20 protein-coding genes and 1 riboswitch are annotated in these 18,033 nt (G+C 72.1%); of the genes, 9 read left to right on the top strand and 11 right to left on the bottom strand.

Annotated elements, in window-relative coordinates; genetic code table 11:
* The first annotated feature begins 70 nt into the window (after positions 1 to 70).
* Positions 71 to 160: riboswitch (ZMP/ZTP riboswitch) on the top strand.
* 35 nt (positions 161 to 195) lie between these two features.
* A complete protein-coding gene (locus Sru02f_RS33600) occupies positions 196 to 1,641 on the top strand; it encodes a glycine hydroxymethyltransferase (RefSeq protein WP_109034515.1) in 1,446 nt (481 codons plus the stop codon).
* Positions 1,642 to 1,661: 20 nt separating this feature from the next.
* Here Sru02f_RS33600 and Sru02f_RS33595 read toward each other — a convergent pair whose 3' ends face one another.
* Entirely contained in the window at positions 1,662 to 2,312 is a 651-nt protein-coding gene (locus tag Sru02f_RS33595) for a hypothetical protein (protein ID WP_109034376.1), read from the bottom strand.
* Between the two features lie 179 nt (positions 2,313 to 2,491).
* Here Sru02f_RS33595 and trpS point away from each other — a divergent pair, with 179 nt between their 5' ends.
* Together trpS and Sru02f_RS33585 are read left to right on the top strand one after the other, a co-directional pair.
* On the top strand, positions 2,492 to 3,502 hold the full coding sequence (gene trpS / locus Sru02f_RS33590; protein ID WP_109034378.1) for a tryptophan--tRNA ligase: 1,011 nt from the start codon (positions 2,492 to 2,494) through the stop codon (positions 3,500 to 3,502).
* 176 nt (positions 3,503 to 3,678) lie between these two features.
* A complete protein-coding gene (locus tag Sru02f_RS33585; protein WP_109034380.1) occupies positions 3,679 to 4,257 on the top strand; it encodes a 2'-5' RNA ligase family protein in 579 nt (192 codons plus the stop codon).
* A 143-nt stretch (positions 4,258 to 4,400) separates the two neighbouring features.
* Here the strand turns inward: Sru02f_RS33585 and Sru02f_RS33580 are convergent, their stop codons facing one another.
* Positions 4,401 to 5,156, bottom strand: coding sequence for a decaprenylphospho-beta-D-erythro-pentofuranosid-2-ulose 2-reductase (locus Sru02f_RS33580; protein ID WP_164278627.1), 756 nt, complete (start codon positions 5,154 to 5,156; stop codon positions 4,401 to 4,403).
* A 34-nt stretch (positions 5,157 to 5,190) separates the two neighbouring features.
* Positions 5,191 to 6,564 (bottom strand): FAD-binding oxidoreductase, encoded by a 1,374-nt coding sequence (locus Sru02f_RS33575; RefSeq protein ID WP_109034384.1) that lies wholly within the window; start codon positions 6,562 to 6,564, stop codon positions 5,191 to 5,193.
* Positions 6,565 to 6,706: 142 nt separating this feature from the next.
* On the opposite strand from Sru02f_RS33575, the gene Sru02f_RS33570 reads away from it, so the two are divergent.
* The 4 genes from Sru02f_RS33570 to Sru02f_RS33555 are packed head-to-tail and all read left to right on the top strand — an operon-like array spanning position 6,707 to position 9,564.
* Positions 6,707 to 7,216, top strand: coding sequence for a phosphatase PAP2 family protein (locus Sru02f_RS33570; RefSeq protein WP_109034386.1), 510 nt, complete (start codon positions 6,707 to 6,709; stop codon positions 7,214 to 7,216).
* A complete protein-coding gene (locus tag Sru02f_RS33565) occupies positions 7,209 to 8,177 on the top strand; it encodes a decaprenyl-phosphate phosphoribosyltransferase (protein ID WP_109034388.1) in 969 nt (322 codons plus the stop codon). The genes Sru02f_RS33570 and Sru02f_RS33565 overlap by 8 nt, the downstream gene beginning before the upstream one ends.
* Positions 8,171 to 8,644 (top strand): GtrA family protein, encoded by a 474-nt coding sequence (locus Sru02f_RS33560; RefSeq protein ID WP_109034390.1) that lies wholly within the window; start codon positions 8,171 to 8,173, stop codon positions 8,642 to 8,644. Before Sru02f_RS33565 ends, Sru02f_RS33560 begins: the two co-directional genes overlap by 7 nt.
* Entirely contained in the window at positions 8,632 to 9,564 is a 933-nt protein-coding gene (locus Sru02f_RS33555; protein ID WP_244941924.1) for a YihY/virulence factor BrkB family protein, read from the top strand. Before Sru02f_RS33560 ends, Sru02f_RS33555 begins: the two co-directional genes overlap by 13 nt.
* Here the strand turns inward: Sru02f_RS33555 and Sru02f_RS33550 are convergent.
* Positions 9,512 to 10,786 carry a D-alanyl-D-alanine carboxypeptidase family protein gene (locus Sru02f_RS33550; protein WP_331478599.1) on the bottom strand — a complete coding sequence of 425 codons (1,275 nt, stop codon included), beginning with the start codon at positions 10,784 to 10,786 and terminating at the stop codon, positions 9,512 to 9,514. The genes Sru02f_RS33555 and Sru02f_RS33550 overlap by 53 nt on opposite strands.
* A gap of 91 nt (positions 10,787 to 10,877) precedes the next feature.
* Between Sru02f_RS33550 and Sru02f_RS33545 the strand changes: the two genes are divergently transcribed.
* Entirely contained in the window at positions 10,878 to 11,117 is a 240-nt protein-coding gene (locus tag Sru02f_RS33545) for an SCO4848 family membrane protein (protein WP_003974124.1), read from the top strand.
* A 54-nt stretch (positions 11,118 to 11,171) separates the two neighbouring features.
* A complete protein-coding gene (locus tag Sru02f_RS33540; protein WP_109034396.1) occupies positions 11,172 to 12,506 on the top strand; it encodes a metallophosphoesterase in 1,335 nt (444 codons plus the stop codon).
* On the opposite strand, the gene Sru02f_RS33535 is transcribed toward Sru02f_RS33540, so the two are convergent.
* The 7 genes from Sru02f_RS33535 to sdhA all read right to left on the bottom strand — a co-directional run bounded on the left by Sru02f_RS33535 (position 12,497) and on the right by sdhA (position 18,014).
* On the bottom strand, positions 12,497 to 13,252 hold the full coding sequence (locus Sru02f_RS33535) for a TetR/AcrR family transcriptional regulator (RefSeq protein ID WP_109034398.1): 756 nt from the start codon (positions 13,250 to 13,252) through the stop codon (positions 12,497 to 12,499). The genes Sru02f_RS33540 and Sru02f_RS33535 overlap by 10 nt on opposite strands.
* An 11-nt stretch (positions 13,253 to 13,263) precedes the next feature.
* Positions 13,264 to 13,752, bottom strand: a complete 489-nt coding sequence (locus Sru02f_RS33530; RefSeq protein ID WP_109034400.1) for a thiol-disulfide oxidoreductase DCC family protein — start codon at positions 13,750 to 13,752, stop codon at positions 13,264 to 13,266.
* Between the two features lie 4 nt (positions 13,753 to 13,756).
* Positions 13,757 to 14,164 carry a hypothetical protein gene (locus Sru02f_RS33525; protein ID WP_109034401.1) on the bottom strand — a complete coding sequence of 136 codons (408 nt, stop codon included), beginning with the start codon at positions 14,162 to 14,164 and terminating at the stop codon, positions 13,757 to 13,759.
* Positions 14,165 to 14,249: 85 nt separating this feature from the next.
* Positions 14,250 to 14,660, bottom strand: a complete 411-nt coding sequence (locus tag Sru02f_RS33520) for a VOC family protein (RefSeq protein ID WP_109034403.1) — start codon at positions 14,658 to 14,660, stop codon at positions 14,250 to 14,252.
* Between the two features lie 41 nt (positions 14,661 to 14,701).
* Positions 14,702 to 15,322: a Uma2 family endonuclease gene (locus Sru02f_RS33515; protein ID WP_109034405.1), complete on the bottom strand. Its 621-nt coding sequence runs from the start codon at positions 15,320 to 15,322 to the stop codon at positions 14,702 to 14,704.
* A 164-nt stretch (positions 15,323 to 15,486) separates the two neighbouring features.
* Positions 15,487 to 16,260 (bottom strand): succinate dehydrogenase iron-sulfur subunit, encoded by a 774-nt coding sequence (locus Sru02f_RS33510; RefSeq protein ID WP_109034407.1) that lies wholly within the window; start codon positions 16,258 to 16,260, stop codon positions 15,487 to 15,489.
* On the bottom strand, positions 16,260 to 18,014 hold the full coding sequence (gene sdhA / locus Sru02f_RS33505; protein ID WP_109034409.1) for a succinate dehydrogenase flavoprotein subunit: 1,755 nt from the start codon (positions 18,012 to 18,014) through the stop codon (positions 16,260 to 16,262). The genes Sru02f_RS33510 and sdhA overlap by 1 nt, the downstream gene beginning before the upstream one ends.
* Positions 18,015 to 18,033: the final 19 nt, after the last annotated feature.

Here is an 18,033-nt window from a genome sequence, read left to right as displayed (position 1 = left end):
ACCGGGTTCGACCGGCGCCCTTCCGTATCACGGACACCCACGGCATGCCCCCGCCCCACCCGGTAGCCTGGCCCCGGGCCGTGACTGGCGCGCTGGGATGGGACGAACCATCGGGAAGCGGCCCCGGAAACACCGAGAGCCGTGCGCCTGGGCCATCCGTACCGCGAACGCTGCAACCGACGTCCGGAGGACCCCTTGCCCGCCGAAATCTCCCCCGAGTCCACCGCCTACCGAGCCGCGCTCGACGTCATCCGAGCCGTCGAACCCCGCGTCGCGGACGCCATCGGCCAGGAGGTCGCCGACCAGCGCGAGATGCTCAAGCTGATCGCCTCCGAGAACTACGCCTCCCCGGCCACGCTCCTGGCGATGGGCAACTGGTTCAGCGACAAGTACGCCGAGGGCACCATCGGCCGCCGCTTCTACGCCGGCTGCCGCAACGTCGACACCGTCGAGTCCCTCGCCGCCGAGCACGCGCGCGAACTGTTCGGCGCCCGCCACGCCTACGTCCAGCCGCACTCCGGCATCGACGCCAACCTGGTCGCCTTCTGGGCCGTCCTCGGCGCCCGCGTCGAGGTGCCGTTCCTGGAGAAGACCGGCGCCCGCCAGGTCAACGACCTGACCGACGCCGACTGGGCCGAGCTGCGGCAGGCCTTCGGCAACCAGCGGATGCTCGGCATGTCCCTGGACGCCGGCGGCCACCTCACCCACGGCTTCCGCCCCAACATCAGCGGCAAGATGTTCGACCAGCGCTCCTACGGCACCGACCCGGCCACCGGCCTCATCGACTACGAGGCCCTGCGCGCCTCCGCCCGCGAGTTCAAGCCACTGATCATCGTCGCGGGCTACTCCGCGTACCCCCGGCTGGTGAACTTCCGGATCATGCGCGAGATCGCCGACGAGGTCGGCGCGACCCTCATGGTCGACATGGCGCACTTCGCCGGACTCGTCGCGGGCAAGGTGCTCACCGGCGACTTCGACCCGGTCCCGCACGCCCAGATCGTGACGACCACCACCCACAAGTCGCTGCGCGGCCCGCGCGGCGGCATGGTCCTGTGCGACGACTCCCTCAAGGACCAGGTCGACCGCGGCTGCCCGATGGTGCTCGGCGGCCCGCTGCCGCACGTCATGGCCGCCAAGGCCGTCGCCCTCGCCGAGGCCCGGCAGCCCGCGTTCCAGGACTACGCCCAGCGCATCGTGGACAACGCCCGCGCGCTCGCCGAGGGCCTGACCAAGCGCGGCGCCACCCTGGTGACCGGGGGCACCGACAACCACCTCAACCTGATCGACGTGGCCTCCTCCTACGGCCTCACCGGCCGACAGGCCGAGGCCGCGCTGCTCGACTCCGGCATCGTCACCAACCGCAACGCCATCCCGGCCGACCCGAACGGCGCCTGGTACACCTCCGGCATCCGCATCGGCACCCCGGCGCTCACCACGCGCGGTCTCGGCACGGCGGAGATGGACGAGGTCGCGGGCCTCATCGACCGCGTCCTCACCGCCACCGAGCCCGGCACCACCAAGTCCGGCGCCCCGTCCAAGGCCTCCCACGTCCTCGACGCGAAGGTCGCCGACGAGATCTCGCACCGAGCCACCGACCTGGTGGCCGGCTTCCCGCTGTACCCGGAGATCGACCTCGGCTGACCTGCCGCCCGGAGCGCCGGCTACAGGTCGATCAGCTCCTGACGCGGCTCCCCGCGCGGCGGCCCGGTCCGGTACCGGTCCGCCGCGCGGCGGACCAGCAGCGTCCCCGCGACGCCCGCCCCGAGCCCGGCGGCGGCCCACCACACCCCGTCCGGCCCGCGGTCCTCTTCCTGGTCCCCGGACCCGTCCTTCGCGACGAAGCCCTCGTCGACCAGCCAGGCGTAGGTGTCCCGGTCCACCCGGTGCCAGCGGATGTCGTCGTCCGCCACGTCCGGCGCCGGATCGGTACGCACCCACGGCGTGCCGTCCCCGGCCAGGAACAGCTGGTCCTGCCGCAGCATCGCCACGTCCCCGCCCGGCGCCCGCTCCGTCTGCGGCCACCCCCCGACCCCGGTCAGCCCCCACAGCACCGTGAACCGCACCGGCGGACGGCGGTCCCGCGTCCAGTCCTCCGGCACCGGCTCGGATCCCGAGTACGACGGGTCGAGCAGGCTGCGCAGCCGGTCGAAGTCCCGCTCACCCGCGTGCCAGGACGTGGTGCGCCCCGTGCCCGTCCACACGATCACCGCCACGTCCGGATCCACCAGGGGCGCCGCACCGTCCGCCACCGCGGTCCCCGGCACCCCCGCCCACACCACCGCGGCCAGCGCCGCCCCCGCCCACCACCGCACGCCGTACCCCCTCCGTCCCCGCCCTCGGCCCCCGCCCTTGTTACACCGCCGGGCCCGGAATGCAGCCTCCCTGTTCCGAACCAGTGCCCGACCGCCCCGCGCGGCCTGAGAGAATGGTGAGCATGGCCTCTGAACGCCCACCCGTCTCCCACCACCACCCTCAGGGGAATGGCTCCGCCATGCAGCGTCGTCCGCGCGTGCTCTCCGGTATCCAGCCGACCTCCGGCTCGTTCCACCTCGGCAACTACCTCGGCGCCGTCCGCCAGTGGGTCGACATGCAGGACACCCACGACGCGTTCTACATGGTCGTCGACCTGCACGCGATCACGGTCCCGCAGGACCCGAAGGAACTGCGCGAGAACACCCGCGTCGCCGCCGCACAGCTCCTCGCGGCCGGCCTCGACCCGGACCGCTGCACCCTGTTCGTGCAGAGCCACGTCCCCGAGCACGCCCAGCTCGGCTGGCTGATGAACTGCATCACCGGCTTCGGCGAGGCCTCCCGGATGACGCAGTTCAAGGACAAGTCCGCCAAGCAGGGCAACGACCGCACCACCGTCGGCCTGTTCACCTACCCGATGCTGATGGTCGCCGACATCCTGCTGTACCAGGCCGACCAGGTCCCCGTCGGCGAGGACCAGCGCCAGCACCTGGAGCTGACCCGCGACCTCGCGGACCGCTTCAACCAGACCTACGGCGACGCCTTCACCGTGCCGACCGCGTACATCCTCAAGGAGACGGCGAAGATCTACGACCTTCAGGACCCGACCGCCAAGATGAGCAAGTCGGCGGCCACCCCGAAGGGCCTGATCAACCTCCTCGACGAGCCGAAGGCCACCGCGAAGAAGGTGAAGAGCGCGGTCACGGACACCGACACCGTGGTCCGCTTCGACCGCGAGCACAAACCCGGCGTCAGCAACCTCCTGACGATCTACTCCACCCTCACCGGAGCCGAGATCGCCGAGCTGGAGCGGAAGTACGAGGGCAAGGGCTACGGCGCGCTGAAGACGGACCTCGCCGACGTCGTCGTGGAGTTCGTCACCCCCTTCCGGGAGCGCACCCGGCAGTACCTGGACGACCCGGAGACGCTCGACGCGATCCTCGCCAAGGGTGCGGAGAAGGCCAGGAGCGTCGCCGCCGAGACCCTCGCCCGGGCGTACGACGAGGTGGGCTTCCTCCCCGCCAAGCACTGACCCGCGACACCGCCCGGGAGTGCCGCCGCCGCGGTGCCCCCGGCACCGTCCGTGCGCCCCGGCATGCCGCCGTAGCGCTGCACATCACTCCGGTTGCGCCTGCCCACGGCACGGCGGTGGCCGTACAGTCGATATCCGGGTGTCCGTCCGAAGGACACACAACGACAGGAGACGAAGTGGGGACCGTAACGATCGGCGTGTCGATCGCGGTCCCGGAGCCTCACGGCAGCAAGCTCCAGCAGCTGCGCGCGGGCTTCGGCGACGCCGCTGCTCACGGCATCCCCACGCACGTCACCCTGCTGCCGCCGACCGAGGTCGACGGCGCCGCGCTGCCCGCCGTCGAGGCGCACTTGGCGGAGGTGGCGGCACGCGGCCGGCCCTTCCCGATGCGGCTGTCCGGCACCGGGACCTTCCGGCCGCTGTCGCCCGTCGTCTTCGTCCAGGTGGTCGAGGGCGCGGCGGCCTGCTCCTGGCTGCAGAAGCGGGTGCGCGACGCGTCCGGCCCCGTCCCCCGCGAACTGCAGTTCCCGTACCACCCGCACGTCACCGTGGCGCACGGCATCGACGAGGCGGCGATGGACCGCGCCTACGAGGAGCTGTCCGACTACGAGGCCCAGTGGCCCTGCACCGGCTTCGCGCTGTACGAGCAGGGCGCCGACGCGGTCTGGCGCAAGCTGCGCGAGTTCCCCTTCGGCAGCGCCACCGTGCCCCCGCAGGCCGGCCGTGTGGAGACCGGCTCCCTGCCGACCCGGTAGCCACACCTCGGACCGGCAGCCGGACGTCGCACCGGTGGCCGCACCTCGGACCGGCAGCCGGACGTCGCACCGGTGGCCGCACCTCGGACCGGCGGCAGCCGCACCCCGGACCGGCTGCCCGGCGTCGCACCGGCAGCCGGACGTCACACGGGCAGCCGCCGGAACACCGCCCGCGGCAGGTGCCGCACCGCGGACATGACCACCCGCAGCGCGCCCGGCACCCACACCGTCTCCGAACGCCGCCGCAGCCCCAGCTCGATGGCCGTGGCCACCGCCTCGGGCGTCGTGGCGAGCGGCGCCTGAGCCATCCCCTCGGTCATCCGCGAGCGCACGAACCCGGGGCGTACGACCATGACGTGCACGCCCGTGCCGTGCAGCGCGTCGCCCAGGCCCTGCGCGAAGGCGTCGAGGCCCGCCTTGCTGGAGCCGTAGATGAAGTTGGCGCGGCGGGCCCGCTCACCGGCGACGGAGGAGAGCACCACCAGCGAGCCGTGCCCCTGCGCCTGGAGGGAGCGGGCGGCGACCAGCCCGGCCGAGACCGCGCCGGTGTAGTTGGTCTGCGCGACCCGCACGGCGTTCAGCGGCTCGCGTTCGTCGTGCGCCTGGTCGCCCAGGATGCCGAAGGCCAGCAGCACCAGGTCGATGTCGCCCTCGGCGAACACCTTGCCGAGCGCCGCCTCGTGGCCCTCGGGGTCCAGCGCGTCGAAGGCGACCGTGCGCACCTCGGCGCCGAGCCCGCGCAGTTGCCCGGCGGCCGCGTCCAGGGCGGGGGAGGGGCGCCCGGCCAGCCACACCGTACGGGTGCGGCGGGCCACCAGGCGGCGCACGGTGGCGAGCGCGATCTCGGAGGTACCGCCGAGGACGAGGAGGGACTGGGGGAGGCCGAAGGCGTCCTTCACGACTGCTCCAGACATGTCAGTGGTGGCAGGGGCGTCACAGGGCGAGGCGGCGGGCCAGGTCGGAGACGAACACCCCGCGCGGGTCCAGCTCCGCGCGCAGGGCGCGGAAGTCGGCCAGGCGGGGGTACATCGCGTCGAGCAGTTCGGGGCGAAGCCGGGAGTCCTTGGCGAGGTAGACCCGACCGCCCGCGTCCGCGACCTCCTCGTCCAGCTCGTCCAGGAACGCGCCGAGCCCCGGCAGGCCCGCCGGGATGTCGAGGGCGAGCGTCCAGCCCGGGACGGGGAAGGAGAGCCAGCCCGGGTCGGCCTCCCCGAAGCGCTTGAGGACGGCCAGGAAGGAGGGGCAGCGGCGGGCGGAGATGCGCCGCACGATCCGGCGCAGGGCCTCCTCGCGGCCGTGCCCGACGACGAACTGGTACTGCACGAAGCCCCCGCGGCCGTAGACCCGGTTCCAGTGCGGGACGCCGTCCAGCGGGTGGAAGAAGGTGGAGATCCGCTGGAGGCGGCCCCGGCTCTCCCGGGGGGCCTTGCGGTACCAGACCTCGTTGAACAGGCCCACCGTCGTACGGCTGAGCAGTCCGCCCGGCAGGAAGTCGGGGGTCGCGGGCAGGCGCGAGGTGCGGAAGGCCAGCGGCGCGTGCCGGGCGCGCGAACGGGCGGGCAGCGCGTCCAGCGGGGCGTGGTCGCCGCGGGTGAGCACCGCGCGGCCGGTCGCCCGCCCGCGCGCGAGGAGGTCGATCCAGGCGACCGAGTAGCGGTAGCGGTGGTCGGTGGCGGTCAGCCGGGCCATCAGGTCGTCCAGGTCGCCGGCCCGCTCGGTGTCGACCGACATCAGCGCCGTCTCGACCGGCTGGAGCCGCAGCGTCGCGGTGAGGATCACGCCGGTCAGCCCCATGCCCCCCGCCGTCGCGTCGAACAGGGGCGTGCCCGGGGTGACGGTGCGGACCCGGCCGTCGGCGGTGAGCAGCTCCAGGGAGAGCACGTGCCGCGTGAAGGACCCCGACACGTGGTGGTTCTTGCCGTGGATGTCCGCGCCGATCGCCCCGCCGACCGTCACGTAGCGGGTGCCGGGCGTCACCGGCACGAACCAGCCGAGCGGCAGCAGCACCTCCATCAGCCGGTGCAGGGAGACGCCCGCGTCGCACAGCACGGTGCCGCCCGCGACGTCGACGGCGTGCACGCGGTCCAGGGCCGTCATGTCGAGCACGGCACCCCCGGCGTTCTGCGCCGCGTCCCCGTACGCCCGCCCGAGCCCCCGGGCGATGCCGCCCCGGACCCCGCAGTCCCGGACGGCGACGGCCGCCTCCTCGTAGGTCCGCGGCCGGACGAGGAGCGCCGCGGTGGGCGCCGTGCGGCCCCAGCCGGTGACGGTGCCCCAGTCGGCGTCGGGAACGGTGTCGGCAGACATGGCGGTGACCGTATCGCCCCGTCTCGCCATGTGTGAATGGTTAGTCCCAAAACATTCGGAGCATCCCTGAAACGGGTGATTAATGGTATGTCGCTCCGGTGTGCCCGCCCTCGCGTGCCGCGGGCGTGGACAGTGAGTCCACATGGACGACCTCGACGACATGGACCACCGGATCGTCAGCGCGCTCAGGGCCCACGGAACCGACCCGCGCGTGGCCGGCGCCGCACGCGCCCTGTCCTGGGCGGGGGAGCACGGGGCGCTGTGGCTCGCGGCGGGCCTCACCGCGGCCGCCGTGGACGCGCCCCGGCGCACGGCCTGGCTGCGCGGCACCGCCCTCACCGCGGGCGCCCACGTCGTCAGCATGGGCGTGAAGCGGGTCGTGCGCCGACCCCGCCCCGCGCACGTCGTCCCCCTGGTGCGCACCGCGGGCCGGCACTCCTTCCCCAGCTCCCACGCCACCTCGGCCGCCGCGGCCGCCGTGGTCTTCGGCACCCTCGGGGTGCGTGCCGCCTGGCCGCTCGCCGCCGCCGTGTGCGCCTCCCGGCTGGTCGTCGGCGTCCACTACCCCTCCGACGTCGCCGCGGGCGCCGCCCTGGGCGCGCTCACGGCCCGGCTCGGTGCCGGCTGGATGCGCGGAGGCACCCGTGACTGACACGGCCGTCACCGACACCGCCGTCCTGCGCCAACGCGGCCCCGAACAGCAGCGGGAGCCCGACCCGCCGCGTCGCGCGAGACGGGTCCCGGCCGGACTGCTGCGCACCGCGCGCCCCCGTCAGTGGGTCAAGAACGTCCTGGTCGTCGCGGCCCCGGCCGCCGCCGGCGAGCTGTTCTCCGCGCACGCGCTGGGCCGGCTCGCCCTGGTCTTCGCCCTGTTCACCGCCTGCGCCGCCGCCGTCTACCTGGTCAACGACGCCCGCGACGCCGAGGCCGACCGCGCCCACCCCGTCAAACGGCACCGCCCGGTCGCCGCCGGAGACGTCCCGGTGCCGCTCGCCCACGCCGTCGGAGGCGTCCTGGGCGTCCTCGCGCCCGTCCTCGCCGCCTGGCTGTGCCCCGCGCCCGTCGCGGCCCTGCTGACCGCCTACCTGGCCATGCAACTGGCGTACTGCGTCAGCCTCAAGCACGTCCTGGTCGTCGACCTCGCCGTCGTCACCACCGGTTTTCTGATGCGGGCGATGATCGGCGGACTCGCGCTCGGCATCCCCCTGTCGCGCTGGTTCCTCATCACCACCGGCTTCGGCGCCCTGTTCATGGTCGCCGCCAAGCGCTACTCCGAAGCCGTGCAGATGGCCGGGAAGGACGGTGCCACGCGCGCGCTGCTCACCGAGTACACCACCGGCTACCTCCGCTTCGTCTGGCAGCTCGCCGCCGGGGTCGCCGTCCTCGGCTACTGCCTGTGGGCCATGGAGGAGGGCGGTGTCCCGCACACCAGCGTGCTGCCCTGGCGCCAGCTCTCCGTGATCCCCTTCGTCCTGGCCGTCCTGCGCTACGCCGTCTTCGCCGACCGCGGCACCGCGGGCGAGCCCGAGGACGTCGTCCTGCGCGACCGCGCCCTCGCGCTGATCGGCGTGGTCTGGCTCGCGATGTACGGCCTGGCGGTGGCCAATTGGTAGCCGGCCGGCGTGAACTGCTGGGCTTCGCCTCCGCCGGCCTGCTCGCCTACGCCGTCGACCTCGGCCTCTTCACGTGCCTGCGCGGCCCGGCCGGTCTCGACCCGCTCACCGCCAAGGCCCTCTCCTTCGTCGCGGGCTGCTCGGTCGCCTACGCGGGCAACGCGCTGGGCACCTACCGCCACCTCGGCCGCCCCCGGGGCCTGCGCCCCTGCGCGGTGTTCTTCGCCGTGAACGCCGCCGGCGCCGCCGTGCAACTGCTCTGCCTGGCCGTCAGCCACTACGGGCTCGGCCTCACCTCGCAGCGCGCCGACACGGTCTCCGGCGCCGGGGTCGGCATGATCCTGGGCACGATCCTGCGCTTCTGGGGCACAAGGACACTGGTCTTCCGGTCCGCGGCCGGATCCGGGGGGCCCTCGGGATCATGGAACGCGACGAGCGGGGGCAGGGTCGGATCATGGACTGGCTGAAGAAGCTCCCCGTCGTGGGACCGTGGATCGCCCGCCTGATGACCACGCACGCGTGGCGCTCCTACGAGCGTCTCGACCGGGTGAAGTGGTCCCGGCTGGCCGCCGCCATGACCTTCACCAGCTTCGTCGCGCTGTTCCCGCTGCTGAGCCTGGCCGCCGCCGTCGCCGCCGCCACGCTGAACAAGCAGCAGCAGGACAAGCTCCAGGACAAGCTCGCCGAGCAGATCCCCGGCATCTCCGACCAGCTGAACATCCAGGGCCTCGTCGACAACGCCGGCACCGTCGGTGTGATCTCCGCGCTCCTGCTCCTGTTCACCGGCATGGGCTGGATCGAGGCCACCCGGGGCTGCCTGCGCGCCGTGTGGGAGCTGCCCGACGAGGAGGAGAACCCGGTCCTGCACCGGGCCAAGGACGCGGGTGTCCTCGTCGGTCTCGGCGGCGCGCTGCTGATCACCGTCGGCATCTCCACCGTCGCCTCGGCGCTGGTCGGCTGGATCATCCGCACCATCGGCCTCGCCCAGGGCGGGGTCGGCGGCGTCCTGCTCTACGTCGCCGCCTTCGCCGTCGCCGTGCTCGCCGACTTCCTGCTGCTGCTGTACGTGCTGACCCTGCTGCCCGGCGTCCAGCCCGAGCGCCGCCGCCTGGTGGTGGCCGCGCTGATCGGCGCGGTCGGCTTCGAACTGCTGAAACTGCTGCTCAGCGGCTACATCCAGGGCGTCGCGGCGAAGAGCATGTACGGCGCCTTCGGCGTCCCCGTCGCCCTGCTGCTGTGGATCAACTTCACCGCGAAGCTGGTGCTGTTCTGCGCCTCCTGGACGGCGACGGGCAGCAAGGCGCAGGAACTGGGGGAGCCGGGCGACGCGGACGTCACGGACGGGTCCGGCGACGGACCAGGTCCGGCAGCGGCCACTTCCGGTTGATCAGGAACGCACCGCCTGCGAGCAGCACCAGCACCCCCGCGGCGACACCGGCCGCGACCCCGGCCCCGCCGGCCCCGTTCCCGGCCGCGGCACCCGCCACCGGCTTGGTGCCCGCGGCGCCCTTCCCGGTGCCGCCCGCCTCACCGGAGGCCTCCGCCGAGGGGCTCGCCGCGGTGGCGCTCCTCGGCCGCACCAGCTCCCCCACCGGCCGCACCTTGCCGGCCGCCTGGAAGCCCCAGTCGAACAGCCGGGCGGTCTCCTTGTAGACCTCGTTGTGCTCGTCCTTCGCCGGGTTCATCACGGTGACGAGCAGCACCCGGCCGCCGCGCTCGGCGACGCCCGTGAAAGTGGAACCCGCGTTGGTGGTGTTGCCGTTCTTCACGCCCGCGATGCCGGGGTAGACCTCGACGTCGTAGTCGCCTCGCAGCAGACGGTTGGTGTTCTGGATCTCGTACGGCTCGCGGGACGTCCTGCCCTTCTTGTCCTTCTTCGTCTCGCCCGGGAAATCCGCGCGGACCGTGGAGGCGTACTCGCGGAAGTCCTTCTTCTGCAGCCCCGAACGGGCGAAGAGCGTCAGGTCGTACGCGGAGGAGACCTGCCCCGGCATGTCGTAGCCGTCGGGGCTGACCGCGGTCGTGTCGAGGGCTTGGAGTTCCTCGGCGTGTGCGTTCATTTCCCGCACGGTGGGCTCGACGCCGCCGTTCATTGCGGCCAGCACGTGCACCGCGTCGTTTCCGGACATCAGGAAGACCCCGCGCCACAGGTCCTCGACCGTGTACGTCTCGTTCTCCTTGATCCCCACCATGCTGGACCCGGAGCCGATGCCCGCGAGGTCGGAGACCTGGACCTTGCGCTTCGTCGTCTTCGGCCACTTCGGCAGCAGCGTGTCCGCGAACAGCATCTTCAGGGTGCTCGCCGGGGCCAGCTCCCAGTGCGCGTTGTGCGCGGCCAGCACGTCGCCCGACTCGGCGTCCGCGACGATCCACGACCGGGCCGTGAGGTCCTTCGGCAGCACGGGCGCCCCGCCCGCCAGGTCCACCTGCGTTCCGGGCTTCCCGAGCCGCGCGCCGCCCACGCCCGACATCGACGCCGGCGGAGTGGCCGACGGACTCGTCGACGGGCTCGGGGCGGCGAGCGCGGCGGGGGAGAGGAGGGCGAGAGCGGTCAGGGCGGCGGAGGTGACCGTCAGGGATCGCCTGAGGGCCTTCTTGGGAGCGGGCACGAGCGGAAACGTACCCCCCGCGATCGGGTCGGTCCCACCCCCCTCCCCACCCCGCGCACGGATCCGGACGGCGTGCGGCGATACTGAAACCATGAAGCTCAGCCGCCCCGTCTCCTGGTTCCTGCTCGCTTTCGGGGTGTGGAGCTGGATCATCTGGATCACTTTCGTCAAAAACCTGGTCAAGGACGGCAGCGGGCTCGCCTTCGAGGACGGCGACCCCACGGCGTACTTCTGGGTGCACCTGCTGCTCGCGATCGTCTCCTTCGTATTGGGGACGGTCGTCGGGGTCATCGGGTTGCGCGGCGTGCGCGCACTGCGCCGAACGTCATAGGCGACGAGGACGTCACGGACGCCCCGGGCGTCCCAACCGAGGGGATACGACGGCATGGTGGTCGTCTTCGTGCTGGTCGCGTTGCTGATGGTGGGCGTCCTGGTGACGGCCAACTGGTATGTGTGGCGGCGCCTGTTCCGCGACACCACCCGCGCCCCGGGGCCCGTGCGCCGGATCGGCGCGGCGGTGATCGCCGGGGGCTGGCTGCTGGCGGTCGGGGCGCTGGTCGCCGAGCGCGCGGGCGCCCCGTTCTGGCTCCAGCGCGTGCTCGCCTGGCCGGGCTTCCTGTGGCTGGCCCTGTCGATCTACCTGCTGCTCGCGGTGCTCGCGGGCGAGGTCGTCCGGCCGCTGCTGCGGCGGTTCCTGGAGCGCAGGGCGGCCGCGCGGCGGACGGCGGGGGCGGAGCCCTCGGTCACCCCGGCCGCGGACACCTCGCGCATACCGGCCGGCACGGCTCCGCCGAAGACGCCCGAGACGCCCGAGGCACCCGTGAGGCCCGAGGCGTCCGAGGCATCCGAGGCGCCGGGTGCCGAAGCTCCGTCCGAGGGCAGCCCCCTCGCCGTACCCTCCCGCCGTCTCTTCGTCTCCCGCGTCGTCGCCGGTGCCGCCGCCGCGGCGGCCGTCGGCACGGTCGGCTACGGCACGTACGGTGTGCTGAGCGGCCCGAAGGTGAAGCGGGTCACGGTGCCGCTGGCCAAGCTCCCGCGCGCGGCGCACGGGTTCCGCATCGCCGTCGTCAGCGACATCCACCTGGGCCCGGTGCTCGGCCGCGGCTTCGCGCAGCAGGTCGTCGACACGATCAACTCCACGCAGCCCGACCTGATCGCCGTCGTCGGCGACCTGGTGGACGGCAGCGTGAAGGACCTCGGCCCGGCCGCCGCCCCGCTGGCCCAGCTCAAGGCGCGGCACGGCGCGTACTTCGTCACCGGCAACCACGAGTACTTCTCCGGCGCCGAGCAGTGGGTCGCCGAGGTGCGGCGGCTCGGGCTGCTCCCGCTGGAGAACGCCCGCACCGAGCTGCCCCACTTCGACCTGGCCGGCGTCAACGACGTGGCGGGCGAGGACGAGGGCCAGGGCCCCGACTACGACAGGGCCCTCGGCGACCGGGACCGCTCCCGCGCCTGCGTGCTCCTCGCCCACCAGCCGGTGCAGATCCACGACGCCGTCGACCACGGCGTCGACCTCCAGCTCTCCGGCCACACCCACGGCGGCCAGCTCTGGCCCGGCAACCTCATCGCGGGCGCCGCCAACCCCACGCTGGCGGGCCTGGAGCGCTACGGCGACACCCAGCTGTACGTCAGCCGCGGCGCGGGCGCCTGGGGCCCGCCCACGCGCGTGGGGGCGCCCTCGGACATCACGGTGATCGAGCTGGCGTCCCGTCAGGCCTGAGGACCGGCATCCCGCGTCGGCTTCTTCGCGGGGTCCGGCATCATCCTCGTCATCCCCGGCAGGAAGTCCGTGAACAGCTCGTGCACCTCCCGCACCAGCGGGCGCAGCACCCGGAAGCGGGCCAGTACGACGCCCCGCGCGGTGAGCCGGGCGCCGCGCTCGGCGAGGCGGTAGCTGCGCTCGCGGCCCTCGGTGCGGTCGAAGATCCAGTACAGGACGAGGCCCATCTGGGACAGCCACATCAGCTCGGGCAGGATGTCCCGCAGGTCCTCGGGCACCTTGGTCTTCGCCCCGGCGAGCACCGCGCGGTGGATGCTGATGGCCTCCACGCGCGCGTGCTCCGACTCCGGGGAGAAGGGGCTGAGCGGGCTGTCCGGGTCGGCGGCGTTCTTGAAGAACTGCACCGCGAACTCGTGGTACGGCGTGGCGATGTCCAGCCAGACCTTCAGCACGCCCGCCAGCCGCGCCTCCAGGTCGGTCTCCCGGGCCAGCACCTCGCGGACCGCCGCCCGGTGCTCGGCGGCGATCCGGTCGTAGAAGCCCTGGATCAGGTGTTCCTTGCCGGCGAAGTAGTAGTACGCGTTGCCGACGGAGACCCCGGCCTCCTGGGCGATGGCCCGCATCGTGGTCCGGTCGTAACCGCGTTCCTGGAACAGCCGCATGGCCGTCTCCAGGATCAGCGCGCGGGTCTGCTCGGACTTGCTGAGGTGGGCGCCGTCGTCGGGGCCGTCGTTGGTCGCAGGCACGGGTCCAGAGCCTATCCAGTGGCGCAGGTGCCGTCGTCACAGCCCGGCCCGGCGTAGATCCAGCCGAGCCCCGGCTCGTACACCCAGCCGTCGGCCCGCCGGTACCCGTTGCCGCCCCACTGCCGCTGCCCGCCCCGCCATTTGGCGGCGGCCAGGACGGCCCCCCGGGCCAGCCAGGCGCCCTTGGGCGTGCTGAGCCGGTGGGCGAGCCTGCGGTACTCGCGCAGCGCCCACAGGACGACGACCCAGGCGGCGGCGCCCCGGTAGACCTGCCCGGCGTCGCCCACGGCGGTGACCTCGTCCAGGGTGGCCCCGTGGTCGAGCCCGGGGAAGCGCCTGCGCGCCTCCTGGGACGCGGCCGGGACCAGTTCCAGCGGCACCAGCCGGGGCTGGCGCAGCAGCCAGTCCCGTACATGCGTGCACAGGGCGCACTCGGCGTCGTAGAGGACGGTGAGCCGGCGCACGGGGGCGCCGGCCGTCGTCCCGGGGGCGGGAGCCATCGGCTCAGGCCCCGGCCGTCGGGGCCACCCAGCCCTGCGGCGGGACCGGGGGCACCTGCTCGCGCTCCATCAGGCCGCGCCGCCGGATCTTGTTGAGCACGTACACGTTGCCCAGGTGCATCACGCCGAGCACCAGCAGCACCACGCCGAGCTTGGTCGACAGCGCCTCGAAGATGCCCCGGGTGTCGGTGATGGTCTCGTCGTCGCTCAGGTAGAGGGCGACGAAGCCGAGGTTCACGAGGTAGAAGCCGACCACCAGGAGGTGGTTGACGGCGTCCGCGAGCTTCTCGTTGCCGTGCAGGACGTCGGAGAGGAAGACCCGTCCGTTGCGGCTGAGCGTGCGGGCCACCCAGACGGTCAGACCGATGCTGACGGCCAGGTAGATGACGTAGGCGATGACGGTGCGGTCCATGCCCCACCCCTTCTTGAACGCGTTCAAAACGCTGACAGGACTGACTGTAGACCTGTTTTTGAACACGTTCAAGCGGAGGTTCCGCTCAGGGGCGGCGGCCCAGCTCCGGGCGCTTGGAGTAGTCCGTGAGGCCGATGACGTTGCCCCACGGGTCGGCGAACTCGACGGTCCAGCCGGTGGCGACGGGGAACGGCTCGTCGAGCGGCGGCACCCCGGCGTCCTTCAGCGCGCGGGCGGCGACCCGGGCGTCGGTCACCTCCAGCCACACGCGCGCGGAGGGCCACATCGGCGGCTGCCGCCCGAACTCCTCCTCCACCCGCAGCAGCAGCCCCGGCGTCTCGACGCCGACCTTCAGCAGCGCGATCCCGGCCTCGTCGAGCCGGTAGGCGACCGGGAAGCCGGCCCGCTCGTAGAACCCGACGGCCTCACCGAGGTCACCGACGGGCAGCAGTACGTTGTCGAACCCGAGCAGTTCGTACGACTCGTCATCTGACATGGCGTCAGGCTAGGACGATCGTCGCCCGGAACGGCTGATTGTCAGCCCTCGTCGGGCGTGCTCTTCGTCCGTCCGGCGGCAAGGATCGCGGCGACGTCCAGCGTGACCTCGGCACCGAGAGAGTCGGGGAGGGTGACGGACTCGCCCGGGGAGTGGACGCGGTGGGTGGAGTAGTCGGCGCAGTCCGGGTCAGTCAGGACGTGGAGGCGCTGGTGCTTGCGGTCGACGATCACGTAGACGGGGACCATGGCGGCGGCGTATGCGGTGACCTTGGCCTTGAGGTCGTTCCTCCAGTTGCTGGAGGTGACCTCCAGGACGAGGCGGAAGCAGACCGGGTCGTAGCAGTTGTTCTCGACGAGGTGGTCGTCGACGTCGGCGTCCACGATCGCCAGGTCGGGAATCGCGTAGTCCTCGGCGTCCATGGGAAGCCAGAGGCCGATGCCCTGGACCACCTTCGATTCCGAGCCGTGGAGGCCAGCGGCCGCGAAGGGCAGGATGAGGTCGGTCAGGACTACGGCGTGCGGGCCGTCCGGTGGCGGGGTCGCGGTGAGCTGGCCCTCGATGATTTCGACGCGGTAGCCCGGAGAACGGTCCATGATGCGGTTCGCCTCCGTGATCAGCGGAAGGTCGCCGCGGGGCGGCTCGACGGGTGCTGCGGACATCGTGTGCCTCCTGAGAACTGGCGTCGAGGCCATCCTCAGGGGGTGGAGAGTGCCCGTACGCCCGTTGCCGACGGGTTCACCCGATGGTGTGGCATATGCCAGAGGGCCCCGCTTCCAGGGGAAACGGGGCCCTCACAGCCGTGAACCGGCGTACGCCGACGGCGTCAGAAGCGGCGCGTGATCAGCGCTCGCTTCACCTCCGCGATGGCCTTGGTGACCTCGATGCCGCGCGGGCAGGCGTCCGTGCAGTTGAAGGTCGTACGGCAGCGCCACACGCCGTCGCGGTCGTTCAGGATCTCCAGCCGCTGCTCGCCGGCCTCGTCGCGCGAGTCGAAGATGAAGCGGTGGGCGTTGACGATCGCGGCCGGGCCGAAGTACTGGCCGTCGTTCCAGAACACCGGGCACGAGGACGTGCACGCGGCGCACAGGATGCACTTGGTCGTGTCGTCGAAGCGCTCGCGGTCCTCGGCGGTCTGGAGGCGCTCACGCGTCGGCTCGTTGGTGTCCTTCGTGATCAGGAAGGGCATCACGTCCCGGTACGCCTGGAAGAACGGCTCCATGTCGACGACCAGGTCCTTGAGGACCGTCAGGCCCTTGATGGGCTCGACCGTGATCGGCTTCTCGGGGCTGAGATCCTTGATCAGCGTCTTGCACGCGAGGCGGTTCTTGCCGTTGATCCGCATGGCGTCCGAGCCGCAGATGCCGTGCGCGCAGGAACGGCGGAAGGTCAGGCTTCCGTCCAGGTCCCACTTGATCTTGTGCAGCGCGTCGAGGACGCGCTCCTTCGGGTCGATCTCCAGCTGGAAGTCTTCCCAGGTCGCCTCGGCCGCGACCTCCGGGTTGAACCGCCGGACGCGGAAGGTGACCGTGATGTAGGGGGAGTCGGCGAAGCCCGGCTCGGGGGCCTGGTCGCTCTTCTCCATGACAGGGGTAGCCATCAGTACTTACGCTCCATCGGCTGGTAGCGGGTCTGGACGACCGGCTTGTAGTCGAGCCGGATGGACTCGGCGCCGTCGTCGCCCACCTCGCGGTACGCCATGGTGTGGCGCATGAAGTTGACGTCGTCGCGGTTGGGGAAGTCCTCGCGGTAGTGACCGCCGCGCGACTCCTTGCGGGCGAGGGCGGAGACCGCCATCACCTCGGCCAGGTCGAGCAGGTTGCCCAGCTCGACGGCCTCCAGCAGGTCGGTGTTGAAGCGCCGGCCCTTGTCCTGGATCGCCACGTTCTTGTAGCGGGCGCGCAGCTCGGCGATCTTCTCGACGGCCGTCTTGATCGTCTGCTCGGTGCGGAACACCATGACGTTGGCGTCCATGCACTCCTGCAGCTCGCGGCGGAGCGTCGCCACCCGCTCGGTGCCGGTGGACGAGCGCAGCCGCTCGATCTGCTCGACGACCTGGGACTCCGGGTCCTCGGGCAGCTCGACGAAGTCCGCCTTCTGCGCGTACTCCGCGGCGGCGATGCCCGCGCGGCGGCCGAAGACGTTGATGTCGAGCAGCGAGTTGGTGCCCAGCCGGTTGGCGCCGTGCACGGACACGCAGGCGACCTCGCCGGCCGCGTACAGGCCGGGGACGACGGTGGTGTTGTCGCTGAGGACCTCACCCTCGACGTTGGTCGGGATGCCGCCCATGGCGTAGTGCGCGGTCGGCTGGATCGGGATCGGGTCCGTGTAGGGCTCGATGCCGAGGTAGGTCCGCGCGAACTCCGTGATGTCGGGCAGCTTGGCGTCCAGCTGCTCCGGCGGGAGGTGGGTGAGGTCCAGGTAGACGTGGTCGCCCTCGGGACCGCAGCCGCGGCCCTCGCGGATCTCCGTGTAGATGGAGCGCGAGACGACGTCGCGGGAGGCGAGGTCCTTCATGACCGGCGCGTACTTCTCCATGAAGCGCTCGCCGTCCTTGTTGCGCAGGATGCCGCCCTCACCGCGGGCGCCCTCCGTCAGCAGGATGCCCATGCGCCAGATGCCGGTCGGGTGGAACTGGAAGAACTCCATGTCCTCCAGCGGCAGTCCGCGCCGGTACACGGCCGCCTGGCCGTCACCGGTGAGCGTGTGCGCGTTGGACGTCACCTTGAAGAACTTGCCGGTGCCGCCGGAGGCGTAGATCACGGACTTCGCCTGGAAGACGTGGATCTCGCCGGTCGCCAGCTCGTAGGCCACCACGCCGGCCGACTTCTTGACGCCGTCGACCTCGGTGATCAGCTGGTCCAGGACGTAGAACTCGTTGAAGAACTCCACGCCCTCCTTGACACAGTTCTGATAGAGCGTCTGGAGGATCATGTGACCGGTGCGGTCGGCCGCGTAGCAGGAGCGGCGGACCGGGGCCTCGCCGTGGTTGCGGCTGTGACCGCCGAAACGGCGCTGGTCGATGGTCCCGTTGGGCGTCCGGTTGAACGGGAGGCCCATCTTCTCCAGGTCGAGGACCGAGTCGATGGCCTCCTTCGCCAGGATCTCGGCGGCGTCCTGGTCGACCAGGTAGTCACCGCCCTTGACCGTGTCGAAGGTGTGCCACTCCCAGTTGTCCTCCTCCACGTTGGCCAGCGCGGCGGCCATGCCGCCCTGCGCGGCGCCCGTGTGGGAGCGGGTGGGGTAGAGCTTCGTCAGCACGGCGGTGCGGCTGCGCTTGGTCGACTCGATGGCCGCGCGCATGCCGGCGCCACCGGCGCCGACGATGACGGTGTCGTACTTGTGTACCTTCATGATTTTCGCAGCCCCGTGC

The organism is Streptomyces rubrogriseus (assembly GCF_027947575.1).
In the GTDB taxonomy this organism is placed as follows: Bacteria; Actinomycetota; Actinomycetes; order Streptomycetales; family Streptomycetaceae; genus Streptomyces; species Streptomyces rubrogriseus.
The sequence above is the reverse complement of the archived record's forward strand: the minus strand, read 5'-3'. Positions and strand labels throughout refer to the sequence as shown.

Bases quoted from the DNA above. Each gene is read 5' to 3' on its own strand.
- Sru02f_RS33525 (WP_109034401.1), bottom strand. From the start codon at position 14,164: ATGGACCGCACCGTCATCGCCTACGTCATCTACCTGGCCGTCAGCATC.
- Sru02f_RS33515 (WP_109034405.1), bottom strand. From the start codon at position 15,322: ATGTCCGCAGCACCCGTCGAGCCGCCCCGCGGCGACCTTCCGCTGATC.
- Sru02f_RS33540 (WP_109034396.1), top strand. From the start codon at position 11,172: ATGGTGGTCGTCTTCGTGCTGGTCGCGTTGCTGATGGTGGGCGTCCTG.
- Sru02f_RS33575 (WP_109034384.1), bottom strand. From the start codon at position 6,564: ATGTCTGCCGACACCGTTCCCGACGCCGACTGGGGCACCGTCACCGGC.
- Sru02f_RS33520 (WP_109034403.1), bottom strand. From the start codon at position 14,660: ATGTCAGATGACGAGTCGTACGAACTGCTCGGGTTCGACAACGTACTG.
- Sru02f_RS33510 (WP_109034407.1), bottom strand. From the start codon at position 16,260: ATGGCTACCCCTGTCATGGAGAAGAGCGACCAGGCCCCCGAGCCGGGC.
- Sru02f_RS33545 (WP_003974124.1), top strand. From the start codon at position 10,878: ATGAAGCTCAGCCGCCCCGTCTCCTGGTTCCTGCTCGCTTTCGGGGTG.
- trpS (WP_109034378.1), top strand. From the start codon at position 2,492: ATGCAGCGTCGTCCGCGCGTGCTCTCCGGTATCCAGCCGACCTCCGGC.
- Sru02f_RS33555 (WP_244941924.1), top strand. From the start codon at position 8,632: ATGGACTGGCTGAAGAAGCTCCCCGTCGTGGGACCGTGGATCGCCCGC.
- sdhA (WP_109034409.1), bottom strand. From the start codon at position 18,014: ATGAAGGTACACAAGTACGACACCGTCATCGTCGGCGCCGGTGGCGCC.
- Sru02f_RS33570 (WP_109034386.1), top strand. From the start codon at position 6,707: ATGGACGACCTCGACGACATGGACCACCGGATCGTCAGCGCGCTCAGG.
- Sru02f_RS33530 (WP_109034400.1), bottom strand. From the start codon at position 13,752: ATGGCTCCCGCCCCCGGGACGACGGCCGGCGCCCCCGTGCGCCGGCTC.